Annotated in this window: 14 protein-coding genes; 8 read left to right on the top strand and 6 right to left on the bottom strand. The window is 54.4% G+C overall.

What is annotated here, in order from left to right; all coding sequences use genetic code 11:
* Positions 1 to 193: 193 nt before the first annotated feature.
* The gene (gene dnaA / locus NTZ43_13605) at positions 194 to 1582 is read right to left on the bottom strand and encodes a chromosomal replication initiator protein DnaA (GenBank protein MCX5768249.1); all 1389 of its coding nucleotides are present in this window, start codon (positions 1580 to 1582) and stop codon (positions 194 to 196) included.
* 178 nt (positions 1583 to 1760) lie between these two features.
* On the opposite strand from dnaA, the gene rpmH reads away from it, so the two are divergent.
* From rpmH to mnmE, 4 genes are all read left to right on the top strand, one after another.
* Positions 1761 to 1925, top strand: coding sequence for a 50S ribosomal protein L34 (gene rpmH / locus NTZ43_13610; protein MCX5768250.1), 165 nt, complete (start codon positions 1761 to 1763; stop codon positions 1923 to 1925).
* 351 nt (positions 1926 to 2276) lie between these two features.
* On the top strand, positions 2277 to 2486 hold the full coding sequence (gene yidD / locus NTZ43_13615) for a membrane protein insertion efficiency factor YidD (protein ID MCX5768251.1): 210 nt from the start codon (positions 2277 to 2279) through the stop codon (positions 2484 to 2486).
* A 19-nt stretch (positions 2487 to 2505) separates the two neighbouring features.
* The gene (locus tag NTZ43_13620; GenBank protein MCX5768252.1) at positions 2506 to 4197 is read left to right on the top strand and encodes a YidC/Oxa1 family insertase periplasmic-domain containing protein; all 1692 of its coding nucleotides are present in this window, start codon (positions 2506 to 2508) and stop codon (positions 4195 to 4197) included.
* A gap of 10 nt (positions 4198 to 4207) precedes the next feature.
* Positions 4208 to 5584 carry a tRNA uridine-5-carboxymethylaminomethyl(34) synthesis GTPase MnmE gene (gene mnmE, locus NTZ43_13625; protein ID MCX5768253.1) on the top strand — a complete coding sequence of 459 codons (1377 nt, stop codon included), beginning with the start codon at positions 4208 to 4210 and terminating at the stop codon, positions 5582 to 5584.
* A gap of 10 nt (positions 5585 to 5594) precedes the next feature.
* Here mnmE and NTZ43_13630 read toward each other — a convergent pair whose 3' ends face one another.
* Both NTZ43_13630 and upp read right to left on the bottom strand, forming a co-directional pair.
* Positions 5595 to 6533 carry a DUF2268 domain-containing putative Zn-dependent protease gene (locus tag NTZ43_13630; GenBank protein MCX5768254.1) on the bottom strand — a complete coding sequence of 313 codons (939 nt, stop codon included), beginning with the start codon at positions 6531 to 6533 and terminating at the stop codon, positions 5595 to 5597.
* Between the two features lie 160 nt (positions 6534 to 6693).
* Positions 6694 to 7341 carry a uracil phosphoribosyltransferase gene (gene upp, locus NTZ43_13635; protein MCX5768255.1) on the bottom strand — a complete coding sequence of 216 codons (648 nt, stop codon included), beginning with the start codon at positions 7339 to 7341 and terminating at the stop codon, positions 6694 to 6696.
* A 510-nt stretch (positions 7342 to 7851) separates the two neighbouring features.
* Here upp and NTZ43_13640 point away from each other — a divergent pair.
* From NTZ43_13640 to NTZ43_13650, 3 genes are all read left to right on the top strand, one after another.
* Positions 7852 to 8517, top strand: a complete 666-nt coding sequence (locus NTZ43_13640) for a recombinase family protein (protein MCX5768256.1) — start codon at positions 7852 to 7854, stop codon at positions 8515 to 8517.
* Positions 8518 to 8957: 440 nt separating this feature from the next.
* Positions 8958 to 9761, top strand: a complete 804-nt coding sequence (locus NTZ43_13645; GenBank protein MCX5768257.1) for a hypothetical protein — start codon at positions 8958 to 8960, stop codon at positions 9759 to 9761.
* Positions 9762 to 9940: 179 nt separating this feature from the next.
* Positions 9941 to 10141, top strand: coding sequence for a hypothetical protein (locus NTZ43_13650; GenBank protein MCX5768258.1), 201 nt, complete (start codon positions 9941 to 9943; stop codon positions 10139 to 10141).
* 178 nt (positions 10142 to 10319) lie between these two features.
* Here the strand turns inward: NTZ43_13650 and NTZ43_13655 are convergent, their stop codons facing one another.
* Complete coding sequence (locus NTZ43_13655) at positions 10320 to 10928, bottom strand: hypothetical protein (GenBank protein ID MCX5768259.1); 609 nt, start codon at positions 10926 to 10928, stop codon at positions 10320 to 10322.
* A gap of 183 nt (positions 10929 to 11111) precedes the next feature.
* Here NTZ43_13655 and NTZ43_13660 point away from each other — a divergent pair, with 183 nt between their 5' ends.
* Positions 11112 to 12260 (top strand): HNH endonuclease, encoded by a 1149-nt coding sequence (locus NTZ43_13660; GenBank protein ID MCX5768260.1) that lies wholly within the window; start codon positions 11112 to 11114, stop codon positions 12258 to 12260.
* A gap of 3 nt (positions 12261 to 12263) precedes the next feature.
* Here NTZ43_13660 and NTZ43_13665 read toward each other — a convergent pair whose 3' ends face one another.
* Entirely contained in the window at positions 12264 to 13400 is a 1137-nt protein-coding gene (locus NTZ43_13665; protein ID MCX5768261.1) for a DNA cytosine methyltransferase, read from the bottom strand.
* Between the two features lie 158 nt (positions 13401 to 13558).
* Positions 13559 to 14505, bottom strand: a 947-nt coding sequence (locus NTZ43_13670; GenBank protein ID MCX5768262.1) for a hypothetical protein, incomplete at its 5' end; no start/stop codon positions are given.

Consider the following 14505-nt stretch of genomic DNA (forward strand, 5'->3'; position numbering starts at 1 on the left):
CTATCTTTTACTGATTAAGGAGTCTCCAACTCTCGCAGTAGAAGTAGTAAGGTGTGGAAAGTTGAAAAGCAATACAAGTCGTTGTTTTACTTGAACTTCTCGTCTGTCAGGTGATGTGAACACGCCGTGGAAACTTCGGGGGAGGCCGTGGATTGAGGGGCCCGGGTCTCGCCCACCTTTCTGGAACCGATGGTCATTGTTCACGACGCAAAGTTTCCCTCACCTTTTCCACACGGTTTCGGAAGGCGGCATCGTCCCGCATTTCCTCACCAACCCGCTCAATACTATGAATAACGGTCGAATGGTCTCGTCCCCCAAAGGCGAGGCCGATCTCGACCAGCTGTAGCCCCAGGAGCTCCCGCGAGAGGAACATGGCCACCTGACGTGGCACCGTCAGGGTCTTGGTCCTGGTTTTGGACTGGAGCCCCTCAATGGTGACCCCCCACTCCGCGGCGACCCGCTGTTGGACGGTGCGCATGCGATCATGACGCGAACTCCGGGGTGGTGCGTCATCATTTGCTTTCAGTTTGTCCCGAAGTGCTTCGCGGGCGAGCTCGACCGTGACCACGCGCCGCTTGAGCGAGGCAAAGGCGAGCAGCTTGATGATGGCTCCCTCAAGCTCTCGCACGTTGGCGCGTACGTTATCCGCAATGAAGTGCAGCACATCGTCCGGGATGGTCTGCTCGAGGTGATCCGCTTGCGATTTCTCTCGGAGAATGGCGATGCGGTGCTCAAGGTCCGGCTGAATGACATCGGCGACCATACCCCACTCGAAGCGTGACACAAGGCGCGCTTCGAGTTTTTGAATTTCAGACGGTGGCCGGTCGCTCGTGAGGACGATCTGGCGACCGGCCTCGTAGACGGCATTAAACGTGTGAAAGAACTCTTCCTGGGTGGCTTCCTTGCCGCCGAGGAATTGCACGTCGTCGACGAGGAGCAGGTCGGATTCTCGATATCGCCGGCGAAAGTCCACCATGGTGCGCCGGCCGATCGAGGTAATGACGTCGTTGGTGAACTGCTCGGTGCTGATGTACATGACGCGGGTGTTGGGATTGCGCGTGAGGATTTCGTGCGCAATCGCCTGCATCAGGTGGGTTTTGCCAAGCCCCGTGGCGCCGTGAATGAAGAGCGGGTTGTAGCTCTTTCCTGGAGCGCTGGCGACGGAGGTGGCAGCAGCGGCAGCAAGTTCGTTTGAGCGTCCGACCACGAAGTTGGCGAAGGTGTAACGATCGCTCAAAACACTTAAAACGACGTTATTGTCGCGCCTTGGTGGCGTTATGGTGGCGCCAGATTGCGGTACAAACAGGTCCATTTGCTGGCGTGTTATACGCTCCTGCTGGACCTTAAGAACAATTTTGAGTGGCTCGCCGATACAGATCGGGCCATAGCTTTCGAGGAGGGCGCTGTGTTTTGTTTCGTTCCACTCAACGGACCATTGGTCTGGGGCGGTCAGCGTGAGCTGCGAGTCGGCATACACCGCTGGTTCTAGGGGAATCAACCAAGTCTCGACGACGTGCGCCGGGAGTTCGGTTTTTGCCCGATCGAGCAGTCGAGACCAGACTTCGGCGGCGGTGAGGGTCATTCGCGGTGTCGCAGGGTGGTGCCTTGGGTGGGGGAGCGAACCTACCCCAGCGATGTGGATAAGTCAACATTCGAGAGTGCAAGCCAGAAGTGCCGGACTTGACCTATCTCTAGTAACGAACTAGGTTTAGCCGTCTGTATTAGATCAGAATCGCGCACAGTTTTCTTTTGGAGTTTGCATGGGTAAGCCGACCTATCGTCCGCGCAATACGCGTCGTCTCAAGACGCATGGTTTTCGTGCGCGGATGGAAGACAAGTGGGGCCGGGACGTATTGAGCCGCCGTCGCAAGAAGGGGCGCAAGCGCTTGACCGTTAAGCTCCCGTCGAAGTACGCCGGCGTCTGATCGCGCCCGGCTGCCTCGTGCAGCCCGGCTGACGCGTGCTGCACAGCTCGACGCCGTGCGGCTGAAAGGGAAGCGGATCCGAACCGGAGTAATCGAGGTTCGGTATCTCGCTTCCCTTCTGCGTCATGCCCGAGTGGGGGTGATCGTGCCGAAGCATTCGCACTCGTCGGTTGAACGCAACTTGGTCAAGCGACGCCTGCGAGAGCTGGTCCGACGCGAACTATTGCCGTTTCTTCCGTCCCTTGATGTGGTGGTGCGGGCGGCGCCCTCCGCGTATGGCGCAAGCTTCGACCGGTTACGCGACGCCACGCGCCGCGTTCGGGAAACTCTTGAAGTGCGCGAGACGTCGTGATGCGACACGTGTTCATCTGGTTCGTGCGTGCGTATCAAGTGGCACTCTCACCACTGCTGCCACCGTCGTGTCGGTATTTTCCAAGTTGTTCAGCATATGCGATTGAGGCGCTCGAGAAGTATGGTGCGTGGCGCGGCGGCTGGATGGCGGCGCGACGCATTGCGCGGTGTCATCCGTTTCGTGCCGGCGGCTTTGATCCGGTTCCCTAACCTTCGTGTGAATCGCTAGATGGAAAAGCGTTTCGTTCTCGCCCTGCTGTTGACGGGTGCTGTGGTGGCGGTGACGCCGCTCTTGATGCCGACTCCACCGGCTCCTGCCGTTTCGACCACCGCTGCGGATTCATCCGCGACGGGCGCCGCGGCTTCATCCAACGCGAGCGCGCCGGTGACGTCTCCGGCCGCGCTGGCGCCCAAAGCCGACCTGACCACAGTCCCAGGAGCGGCGCCCCTCGCGCTCCCCGCGACAGCGGCCGAGACGGTGCTGGTGCATGCTCCGCTGGCGGTGATGTCGTTTAGCACGGTTGGCGCGGCACCGCTCACCGTGCAGTTGGACAGCTACCCCGCGCTCAATGCCGGGCGAGCGAAAGGCGCGGCCCGTCCCGCCGTGACGCTCCGTCACGGCGCCGAGCCGATGTTGCGCTACCGCGTCATTATGGCGAACGACACGGTGCGGTTTGATGCCGCGACGTTCACGGCGACGCGTGGGACTGCCGGCGCGGATTCCACACTGACGTTTGCCGCCACGCATGGCGCCATGACGCTGCAGGTTCGCTATCAGTTTCCGTCGACGATTGAGCGCGCGTACATCTCGCGTGTGGGTATCACGGTAGCAGGAACGACCGGGCCCGCCTTTTTGCTCGTCGACCTTCCCCGCGGCTTCGATACACAGGAAGCCGATAGTGTGGGCGACGCGACGCTGCTCGCATACTCTGTGAAGCCGGTCAATCAGGGCGCACGCGGCACGCCCTTCACCAAGCTGGATTCTGGCGAAAAGAAACTCGAGCCGGGTCCGTTGTCGTGGGCGGTGGCCAAGAACAAATACTTCATGGTTGGCCTCCTTACACCGACCAATGGAAAGCCGATCGCGGAAGCGCATCTCGAAGGAGGCGCGCGCACACGAAAGCAGGCGACCCACGGCCGCGCAGAAGTGGTGCTCGCGCTCGACAACGGCAAGGCTGATTTTGAGCTGTACGCTGGGCCGCAGTCGTGGCCGCGCCTCGTGAAGATGGGGCGCGACTTTGAAACGGCAAACCCGTACGGCGGATTTTTGCAGCCCGTGGTGCAGCCGTTCTCGACCATCGTCATGCGCATGCTGCTCTGGATGAAGCGCACCGTGCGCCTCGATTACGGATGGGTGCTCATCATCTTTGGCGTGTCGGTGCGGCTCATTATGTGGCCGCTCAACCAGTCGGCGATGCGCTCGAGCATCAAGATGCAGCGCCTCCAGCCGGAGCTGCAGGAAGTACAAGCCAAGTTCAAAAGCGATCCGCAGAAGCAGCAGCAGGAAATCATGCGGGTGTACAAAGAGCATGGGATGAGTCCGTTCAGCCCGCTGGCGGGCTGTTTACCGGCCCTGATTCCGATGCCCGTGCTCATGGCGCTGTTCTTTGTTTTTCAGAACACCATTGAATTTCGCGGCGTGAGTTTCTTGTGGCTGCCGGATATTTCGCTTCACGATCCGCTGTACATCTTGCCGTTGGCGATGGGCGCTTCTATGGCCGTGCTTTCGTGGATTGGCATGCGCAACGCGCCTCCGAATCCGCAGGCCAAGATGATGGCGTGGATGTTCCCCGCCATTTTGACCATGGCACTGATCAACTCGGCGGGCGGGCTCAGCTTGTACTACTTCATTCAGAATCTTGCGGCGCTGCCGCAGCAGTGGCTGATCGCCAATGAACGGGCGAAGGCGGCCAAGAGCTGATGCCGCTCCAATGAGCGCGCCGCTCGGCGCGCTCATTCGGGGTGACACGATCGCGGCGATCGCGAGCGCGCCGGGCCGTGGCGCGATTGCCATGGTGCGACTGAGTGGACCGCAGGCCGTGGACATTGCGCGTCAGATTGCGGCGCCCTGGCCGGCGACGGCACGGCGCGCGACACGCTGCACGGTGCGTGATCCCGAGCGCGGCGACGTCCTGGACGACGCGATGGTGACCGTCTTTCCAGGTCCTGGATCCTACACGGGCGAAACTGTTGTCGAGTTCTGTACGCATGGCGGAACGTTTGTGCCGGCGGCGGTCCTCGCGGCTCTCGTGTATGCGGGTGCGCGCCCGGCCGAACCCGGCGAGTTCACGGAACGTGCGGTGCTCAACGGGAAACTGGACCTCGTGCGCGCGGAGGCGGTGGCTGACTTGATTGACGCGCGGTCACGCGCGCAGCACCGCACGGCGATTGCCCATCTTCATGGGGCGCTGAGTACACATCTCATGGCGTTGCGCGACGAACTGCTGACCCTCGATGCGCTCTTGGCGTTTGATATTGATTTTCCCGAGGAAGATGCCGGCCCGTTGCCCCGCGCCCGTGTTGACGTGGCGTGCAACGAGGTGCTTGGCCGGCTGGAAACGCTGCTCGCGACCGTCCCCGCCGCGATGCTCGGACGGGACGGCGCGATGGTGGTGCTCGCTGGCGCGCCGAACGCGGGAAAATCGTCGTTGCTCAACGCGCTGATTGGCGAGACGCGCGTCATCGTCAGTGAGGTGCCAGGGACCACACGCGATGCCGTCGAGGTGCTCCTCGAACACGATCCGTGGCCGCTCCGTCTGGTGGATACGGCAGGGTTGCGCGACAGTGACGACCCGGTGGAACGACTCGGGATTGAGGTCAGCGCGCGGTATTTGGCGCAGGCGCACGTGGTGTTGGCGTGCGCCGAGACGCGCGACGGGTTGGCGACAACCACGGCGATTGTTCGATTGCACACCGACGCGCCGATTGTGCCGGTGCTGACGAAATGTGATTTAGTAGCAAAAAGTCACGAAATATCACGCGCGTCGGAAATATCCGTGGTGAGCGCTGTCACCGGAGACGGTCTCGCGGCGCTCCGTGCAACGATGACCGTCGCGGTCGAGCGGTCCGTCGGCGCGCCGCCGGCGGACACACCGATGGTCACGCGGGCGCGTCACCGTGCAGCGCTGACGCAGGCACGGGACGAACTTCTCGCGTTTCGCGCGGCGTGGTCATCCGCCACTTTGCCGGCGCCCGTGGCTGCGGTGCATGTGCGTGCTGCAGTTCACGCGCTCGATGAATTGATTGGCGCGGTGGACGTTGAAGAGGTGTTTGCGCGCGTGTTTTCGACGTTCTGTGTGGGCAAATAGCCCACAGGCTCTACGCGGTGCGTGCTGCGGAGTCTGAGACGTCGAGCAGTTCGTGCGCGCCCGCGCGCAACGCCCAGGCGAGCCCCTTCTCGGCGATCGCGTCCTCAACCATGCGTGCGCCAAGGAAGTAGCCCGCGCGCTCCGGCAGGACGTAGCGCTGCACGGTGCGGGCTTCGTCGCTCATGCCACCCGAGAGATACCGGAGGCGCAACCCAAGGCCGGTGCGGTCCAGATCGTCGGTGACGGCTCGGGACAGGACGGCCTCCAACTCACGGATGCGCGCGTACTGCTTGCGCTGATACCCGAAATATTCCCACGGGGCGTGGCCCGGGCTGAAGCGCCGAGCGGCCTGTACGGCGAGGCCTTCGTTGACCAGCAGTTCGCGGAGCGTGGCGTCGCGACCGGTTTCCCAATAGGAGTAGTATCCCCCGGCGGCGCTGACGAGCTGCCGGAGTTCACTACGGCTTTGCGGCGATGTGTAGCGCACACAGTGGGCGATTTCATGCGCCAGCCACATCGGCAGCAGCTCGGGATCGAGCCCAAGGGCGTGGGTGGTGGGATTGTTGACGCCAGTGAAATGTTCGAGGCAGACGAACGCGACGCCTCGACCGTTGACGACAAGTTCCCCGGCGTTTGCCGCCCCAACGCCGACCATGAGCACGACATCGACGTGGCTATCCACTTCAAACAACTGGCGGCACTGCTCCTCGGCGTTTCGCGCGAGGGTCACGATATCCGTTCGGGCGAGCATTGCGTGGAGGTCGTCGCGACTGGCCCGGACCGTGTCTGCGACGACGTCCTCGAAATGCTGCCCTGACGGATCAATCACATAGTTGTGCCAGTACGCTTCGAGCGTCGCCCGGTGCGCCTCGAAGTAGCGGTGGTATGCCGCGACTGCGTCGGTGCTCTGAAGAACTTCAAGAAAGTCCGGCAGCAGGTTGATCAGCATGAGCGAGTTGCAGGGCGAACCACCGGCGAACCGAACAGCATGTGCGCCAAAAATATGCATGCGCACGTGATTGCAAACAAGTATACGTGGTTGCGGGCAGAAATGCGCGAGGTCGCGCGCGCAAACAGTTGCTGCGAGTTGTTCCGATTGCGCGTCGCGGTCAGCGCGTGCCGAACAACCGATCGCCGGCGTCGCCGAGTCCGGGCAAGATGTAGCCGCGCTCATTGAGTTCGCGATCGAGCGCGGCGCAGAAGATCGGCACATCCGGATGCGCGGCGTGCACGCGCTCGACGCCGGCGGGGGCGGCGACGAGGCAGAGAAAACGAATACGCTGCGCGCCGGCTTTTTTGAGCGCGTCGAGTGCTGCGACGGCGCTGCCGCCGGTTGCGAGCATGGGATCGAGTAACAGAAAGTCCCGTTCTGACGCGTCGCCGGGAATCTTGAAGTAGTACGCAACCGGTTCGAGCGTGTCGTGATCGCGATAAAGGCCAATATGTCCGACCCGCGCCGACGGCACGAGCTTGAGAATCCCCTCTACCATACCGAGGCCGGCGCGCAGGATGGGAACGAGTGTCAGTTTTTTCCCGGCCACACGTTGCCCAATGGTCTGCTCCAGTGGGGTTTCCACCCCGACCGGTTCTAGGGCGAGGTCGATGGTGGCCTCGTAGGCCATGAGCATGGCGATTTCGTCGACGAGTTCCTTAAATATCTTTGTCGGCGTCGCTTTGTCGCGCAGGATGGTGACCTTGTGCTGGACCAGCGGATGGCGGACGAGGGTCAGTCCGTTGAGGGCAGGGGTAGTCGGCATGCCTACTAGTCTAGTATTCTTGCGGATATGAAAGAATAACAAAATCCCATGAATGTTACACCTCTAGTCGAACACCATAAACCGTTGCCACAGAACCACTTACAGCCGCCAGTCAATTTCAGAGAAACCCGTAAAACTCGCGCACACGGCAATTATGACGAAAGTTTTGACGAAGTTTGCTGAAGATAAATAATAAACAATAAAACAAAGAACGGTTGTAATTCTGGCGAAACGTGAGAACAGAAAAAGTGAACCGCATAATCACTTTTTCCGTTCTCTCATCTACACCGAACACTGGGACAGAAACCACATCATTTTTAGACTAAAGATTCTTTTATAGTCAAATTTGAAGAAAGCGATTCCCTAACACACAAGACAAATCTACTCATTTCTTATGTGTTAAGTGCTTATCCTACAAGCAGTTAGACCACCAAACGCGTGCTTGACCATTGAGGAATAACACTTAAATTTAAGTATCAGTCTATTCTTATACACTAAAAAGGGGAGATTTTGAAGAAACTCACTGTCGTCTATTGCAGAGTCAGTAGTAAGAACCAGTCACTGGAACGTCAGGAACACGGACTTTCTCATTCTGCGACGATTCTAGGCGGTTTAAAGACACAAGCAGATAGGATTTACTCGGAAAAGGTGAGTGGTGCGGTCAAGTTCTCGGAACGAACAGAAGGTCGGAAACTTCTAGATGCAGTATCTAACGGTGAGATTGGCACGATTCACTTCACAGAACTGTCAAGAGTTGGACGAAATACCATTGATGTACTGACTACGATGCAGTTCTTTGCCGAGCATCTAGTTCAAGTCATCATCGCCAAAGAAAACATCCGACTGCTAACAGAGACAGGAGAAATAGACAACGTCAGCAACATGATTATGACGGTGCTTGGTTGCGTTGCACAGATGGAACGTCAAACAATACGAGAGAGAACGCTAGAGGGTATTGCACTAGCTCGCATCAAAGGAAAATATCTAGGACGCAAGGTTGGTACTGTTGAATCTCGCGCGAAGTTCTTGAGCAAGCCGCAATCAGTGAAAGCGATTAAACTGTTAAGAGACAATCTTTCCGTAACTCACGTTAGTAAAATCCTGAATGCATCGCCAATAACGATTTCTAAAGTTCGCAGAATGATAGTTGATAAGAACGGAGTTTTTACATGCTAACAGAAACTTGTACTAAGACTATATGGTTTTTCACTAAGACTATACATCAGTAGTACTACACAGCTAAAGAATTACACCGTGAAATACTTCAACAACTCGCGTTACACGGTTGACTAAACCACAGAGACTTGCATAGGTAAAACAGGTTCAGGAACAGATATTCAAAAAAGTTTTCGCTGCAAAAAAGCCAACCCAAAAGGTTGGCTTCGTCGTATATGGCAACACTGTTACAAAGAATCGTTGATTTTCGCAGTCCAGGAATGGTCAGCACGTATAAATAGTTTTGCTCACGGGAATCCACTTGTGAACACAGACATAGCGTGCAAATCAATCATCGTTATCCTTGACTGTTTTACCACTATTCATCTGTACATCTGAGACACACAAAAGGTCACGGTTTAGAAGAGGGTGACTCTAAACAAAACATATCTAAGAACATAATGACAAACACAACAACATATTCACTTCTCCAAGAAGCTCCCAGCAACAAGGAATGCATAACAAATAGAGATGCATTAAAGACCTGGATAAGCAAACAACACTGGGACATCGTTGTTCAGTTTCAGCCGAAGTCTGATGCCGTGACAACAATCCAATATCAGTTCGCTAACCAACTACGAGCAAAGTCAGTTCGGAGAATAGCAGGAGTCAACACAAGTGCGAGTTACAAAAGATACTCGCATTCAAATCCTCCGAAATCAAAAACCGTAACCATAGCGCGGCAACAAGTTGATGCTGTTGAGTACCAACAACGACTTCAGGGAACGTTTAGACGAGAGCTTAAGAAGCATCTAAAGTGTGGAATAAAAATGTTATCGATTGTTGAGCAGTATGCAGATAAACGCGCTCATGGAGCCGTGTACATGTCAGCAGTAGGAATGAACAACATGTCTGATGATGTAATCATTCAGGCAGCTAAGAAAGCCAATCTCGTGATTGGTCGAAACATTCATGGTGCTTATTTCATTTCAACAAAATCAGCTAATGAAGAACATTACTGCAACAAAATCAAATACCTGATGAAGACTTTAGGTAATAAGCACTTAGAGGATTCAGGACAACTCGATAACTCTCAAGATTCTTGGGAAATGAGCGAAGCGTTGTACAGCCAGTTTGCTAAAGAACGCGGATTGGACATTATCCATCATAGAACTCCAAAATCAGTTACACACTTTAAACCCAAATATGCCGATATCTCTAAAGATGTTATGAGATTTGGTTGGTTGGAAAGGAGTAAGACATGAACACTAAAGCATTAACAGTGAAAATCACTGAGGAAAAATATCTGATATTAATCGAGCTGCTGATGACGCGATTTCATTGCAAAACCATGGCAGAGGTTATTCCACGTTTGATTGAGTTCGCGTACAGAAATCACATCATCATCAAGTAGCAGCATCCCTACACAATAAAAGAGGTTACAATGAAGGTCACGCAGACTATAGAACAGAAATATTTCAGTATCAACTCGTTAGCAATGTCGTATGGCATGTATCGAGATTCGTTCGCACGTTTGTTAGATGCCTTGCTCGTGGAACGCAAAGACATTCGCCCAATACGCATTGGACGAAAGGTGTTGTACATCAAGAAGGAAATAGATTCATTGATGATGGTGTCGGCATGACTCAAGCAACGAGTAGATAGCAAGAAAAACTCTCAGACGAATACTCTGAGAGTTTTTTTATGCACCACCGACATGTTATGACAGACTATCCGACCTCATCGTTCAGTCATCAAATCACGGTGAACGGTGAAACGTGACACCGAAAAAAGTGAACACACATAATCACTTTTTCTGGTGTCTAGAATTTAATCTGTGAGAAGTCTGGCTTTGCTCGTGTTAGAAATGAACTGCGCGTTGCCAAGATTTGGTCCTTGATTTGGTACATCACTGGTGGGTTCAACACTTCTAAAGCGTTATTCAATGCGTAAATCTTTACATCGCGCTTTGTCATCGTTCCACGCTTCACCATTTCTGTACAATAAAAACTGTTAGATCCAATCACCCGCGGCATGTTATCAGCGCATGGTTGTTCTTCAGGTGGATCACGGTCGAGCCAGTCTGAGTATCGAGAAAAGTCTTCACGTATGTGTTCTAACGCTGCTTCATACGCTTCTTCACATTTTTCATTCATTCTTATTCGTTTCTCATCCGTACCCTGTTTGAGCGCGTGCATTCTTTCGTATCTACCCTCAAGAAACTGTGCAATCCTTAGTAGTTTTTGATAACGGATGATGTGTTTTGGCTTCGTCTCTCGTCTGGCTGCTTTTTCTTTTTGCCAGCTTTGTTTCATCTCATCTATTTGTTTTACGCTCAGCACTGTAGACAGCATCTTATTCGAAACAGTATCGCCCTTTTCAAGACGCTTCATAAGTGTTTTGATGCGAGCAATGTGTTGGCGTTTGGTCACATACCACACTCGTCGTTAGGTGTTGAACACGCGCGCGTTCTGAAAGTATTCTGACGACACGGGCTGCTTGTCGCCGCTGCGTAATCTGCTTGCGACTGTCTGACATCCACGGTAAACCGTATACTTGTGTAAGCCGACCAAGCCAAATTGCACCGCAGCCGACAGATACTGGGAGAGCCTTTAATGAGATACGCCGCCAAATGGCTCGGTTTTGATCGTGGACGTGAGGGATCCTACGAGGAAGTCTATTGGCTAGGCGTCCTTCGAACTTTAGCTAATCACGAGGGCGAATCTATCCGCGAAGAGAGTTCGCCCGTGTACACTTCTCTTTCCCAAGAGTTTCCTGAAACGGCTTGGATTGGTACCAGCCCCGATCGCAACTTCTTTCGCGGGTATCAGAGTCCGTGGACCCTACTTGGAGTGCTAACCCCCACGATTAAAACAAAGGGGGCGATCCATGTGACTCCATTGGGACGTGCGCTCTTGGAAGACCGAGTTTCGACGCGTGCGGTCTGGATACAGGCGATGGCTGAGCTAGTCGAAGAAGACGGCGAGCGATCATTCGCCGTGCTCGCAAGTGCGTTTCTCGACGTCGGAGATCAAACTCTTTCTTTCGAACAGATCTACTGGGGTATCGAACATAACTGGCGTCCTGGCGACGGTTCACTTCTAGCAGCGCTCGCTTCGAATAGTCAGCCTCCAGACGACAAGACAACTCCAGCCCGTCGCTTACGCGCAATGCTAAAGGTGATGGTTCGTCACGGTTTGCTCACCCAGACAGGTGACGGTTGGCAGGCACGGTCACCTGATCTGCTTTCGGCTATCGTGCATGGGAAAACTATTGGCGATTACCCTCCAGTCGCCGTTGTGCCCGCTAGCACCAGCACGTTGCCAGACGGGGAACTTGCGACGCTCGCTAATGAAGCGGATGCTATGCCAATGCCCGTCCGCGAGAGAATCATGCGTGCCATAGCAGTGCGCCGTGGGCAGCCGCGTTTCAGAAGGCAGTTGCTCGCGCTCTATCAAGGACGATGCGCAATAACGCAGTTCGATGCCGCGGCTGCATTGGAGGCGGCGCATATCGTTCCGTTCTCTGTGGACGGCACGCATGCTCCAGAAAACGGACTCCTACTTCGAGCCGACGTGCATACCCTGTTCGACCTGAACTACATAGGGGTGGATCCTGCCAGCTTCTCTGTGGTTATGTCGAAGCGAATCGCTGCGACGAAATACGGCGACTTGGACGGGCGTTCCCTGCACCTTCCAATCAGCATTGCCGACTATCCGTCAGCGACTCATCTACAGGCACATCTCGCGCAGCTCGAAACCTGAGCGTCACTTGCGCTGAAAAAGGTGTTCCTGCCCAAGTGATTTCACTGCGTCACTGAGAGTAATCCTTTTTCGCCCAAAGATCTGAGTGGCGATTGCGTTCCCTACGGCAGCTGCTAGCAGCGGAGGGACGGCGTTTCCAACCTGACGGATGGGATGACGGGAAGTCCCCGAAAACGACCACCAGTCAGGAAAAGTTTGAATGCGAGCACTTTCCCTTGGTGTAACCTCACGAGGTTCAGTCGGATGAACATGTCCCTTTCCACCCCCCTTGTCCGAGCCGACGATGATTGTGAAACTCGGTCTATCGAGATCCAGCCTGTTGATGCGAGTCTTGGGATCTCGTTCGCCAGGCTTAAGTGACTGATACCGATCGATGATTCGCTCACTGTGTTCCCTGCCAGTGTGATTTGCGATGTCGGAAGTGCCGATCTTCGGCAGCCCCCTGAGCGCGTCTCTGACATTTCGGTATGAAGGCTTGGCTGGCGAGAAGAGATCAGAACCTTCCGTCGTCCACGAGTCAATAGACCCCACAGCCTTTCCGATACGACTGCCAATCAAGAAGACTCGATCTCGGTATTGCGGCACTCCGAAGCTCACGGAGTTGAGGCGTAGCACAGATACTTCGTAGCGCATGCCACGTGCGGGACGCGAAAGTTTGTCTACGATGAGCTCAAGCAGCTTGCCGCCATCAATCGTCAAGAGCCCGAAGACATTCTCGAACAAGAAAGTTTCGGGATTGAGTGCCTTCAGCACGCGAAGGTACTCAAAGGCAAGGGTTCCACGAGCATCCGCCATGCCGCGACGTTTGCCAAAAATGCTGAATGCTTGGCATGGTGGACCACCAGAAAGCACACTGATCTCGCCTGAGCGTAGGTCAGCGGCTTCTGCGATTGCCACGGGATCAAGCGCCCTAATGTCTTGCTTGACAATGAGGGCTGGGCGATTGTGGTTCAGCTGCCTCGCACGGGAGTTGAGTTGTGCAAGCGAGATACAGCTATGAAAGTCAATGTCCGTCGCAACGGCAGTGTGGAAGCCAACAGCATCAAGACCAAGGTCAAGCCCACCGCCTCCAGAAAACAGACTGAAGATTGTGGGTGAGTCCTTAATGCGCGCGCGTTTCGTTGTCTTCGCTACGCTCACCTATCGCTTCCCAGATTCGAGTGACTGTTCCACAGCACGACGATTGTCAGACTTTTTGATGGTGGGTCTTTGTGTTTTCAGTGACATTGAGCTTCCTCTTAAAGGTGATCACCGGCGGAGCGTATGTGTCAATCACAATCCGACGCTGAAGCTAGAGTCTACGATTTTGCCAAGGTACCGAAGAACTGTTGTGATGCCGGTGCAAATGGTGATGGTGTTTGTTGTGATTGTGCAGTGTTCAAATCAGACTCCAGAAACTTTTGCAATTTCGCACGATCCTCATTCAGCAGTTCCCTCGTGAACGTGTGCTTGCGTTGGTAGAGGTCAAGCATTTCGCGGTTCGCGTGACCAAAATAGTATTGAATATGAGAACGAACGATTCCAGCTGACTCACAGAATATGGAATAGGTTCGCCGAAAGTCCCGCGTTGTTAGTAGCGGGTCATACTGTTTTAGATAAGAATTGAGCGTGCTTGACGAAACGATGGCTGTGCGATTCTTACTCAGTTCAGACGGAAACGTGAGCATCGGTACGACTCTGTCTGAAAATTGATTTTTGCTTCCATTGATTCGGAGATGACCTGAAATCTTATCACGCGCAAACAGTCTGTTGAAGTATTCGGTTGGACGAAAGCCATGCAGCGTCATTATCAAAACGCTTTCGGCGTAAATGTTTCTCGTTTCTAGATTTCTAATGCGTGCATCGGTCAGAATGTATTGATACAGTTCGTATAGTTGGCGTGGCGAGCGAAGCGGCGAGTGTTGTTTGCGACGAAGAACTCTGTGGCTGGGTACTTCATGGCAAAGGGAAAATATCGGCGAGTTTTTGGTGTGCTTTAGGAATTTTGTCAACGAAAGAAGAAATGCTTCGCGTATTCTATTGAATGCGGTTGGCTTCTTTTCGTTTTCGTAATAGTTGCTCAGTTTACTGAGCACCGTTGGCATCTCGCCAACGGTTGTAGATTTTGTAATGAACTGTTTGCTCAGGAGGGTTGCAGCTGCGTTTGCGAAGTTTTTCGCCGAGTAGACAGACTTTTGTATTTTTGAAAGACCAAGAAGCGCACTATAGATTGTTGTGTGTTCGTTACCATGAAGTGTTTTTTCGC

The sequence above is a fragment of the Gemmatimonadota bacterium genome (genome assembly GCA_026387915.1).
Taxonomy (GTDB): domain Bacteria; phylum Gemmatimonadota; class Gemmatimonadetes; order Gemmatimonadales; family Gemmatimonadaceae; genus Fen-1231.

Excerpts from the sequence above, each read along its gene's own strand:
- NTZ43_13650 (MCX5768258.1), top strand. The coding sequence starts at position 9,941 with ATGAAGGTCACGCAGACTATAGAACAGAAATATTTCAGTATCAACTCG.
- NTZ43_13645 (MCX5768257.1), top strand. The coding sequence starts at position 8,958 with ATGACAAACACAACAACATATTCACTTCTCCAAGAAGCTCCCAGCAAC.
- NTZ43_13630 (MCX5768254.1), bottom strand. The coding sequence starts at position 6,533 with ATGCTGATCAACCTGCTGCCGGACTTTCTTGAAGTTCTTCAGAGCACC.
- yidD (MCX5768251.1), top strand. The coding sequence starts at position 2,277 with ATGCGACACGTGTTCATCTGGTTCGTGCGTGCGTATCAAGTGGCACTC.
- dnaA (MCX5768249.1), bottom strand. The coding sequence starts at position 1,582 with ATGACCCTCACCGCCGCCGAAGTCTGGTCTCGACTGCTCGATCGGGCA.
- rpmH (MCX5768250.1), top strand. The coding sequence starts at position 1,761 with ATGGGTAAGCCGACCTATCGTCCGCGCAATACGCGTCGTCTCAAGACG.
- upp (MCX5768255.1), bottom strand. The coding sequence starts at position 7,341 with ATGCCGACTACCCCTGCCCTCAACGGACTGACCCTCGTCCGCCATCCG.
- NTZ43_13660 (MCX5768260.1), top strand. The coding sequence starts at position 11,112 with ATGAGATACGCCGCCAAATGGCTCGGTTTTGATCGTGGACGTGAGGGA.
- mnmE (MCX5768253.1), top strand. The coding sequence starts at position 4,208 with ATGAGCGCGCCGCTCGGCGCGCTCATTCGGGGTGACACGATCGCGGCG.
- NTZ43_13620 (MCX5768252.1), top strand. The coding sequence starts at position 2,506 with ATGGAAAAGCGTTTCGTTCTCGCCCTGCTGTTGACGGGTGCTGTGGTG.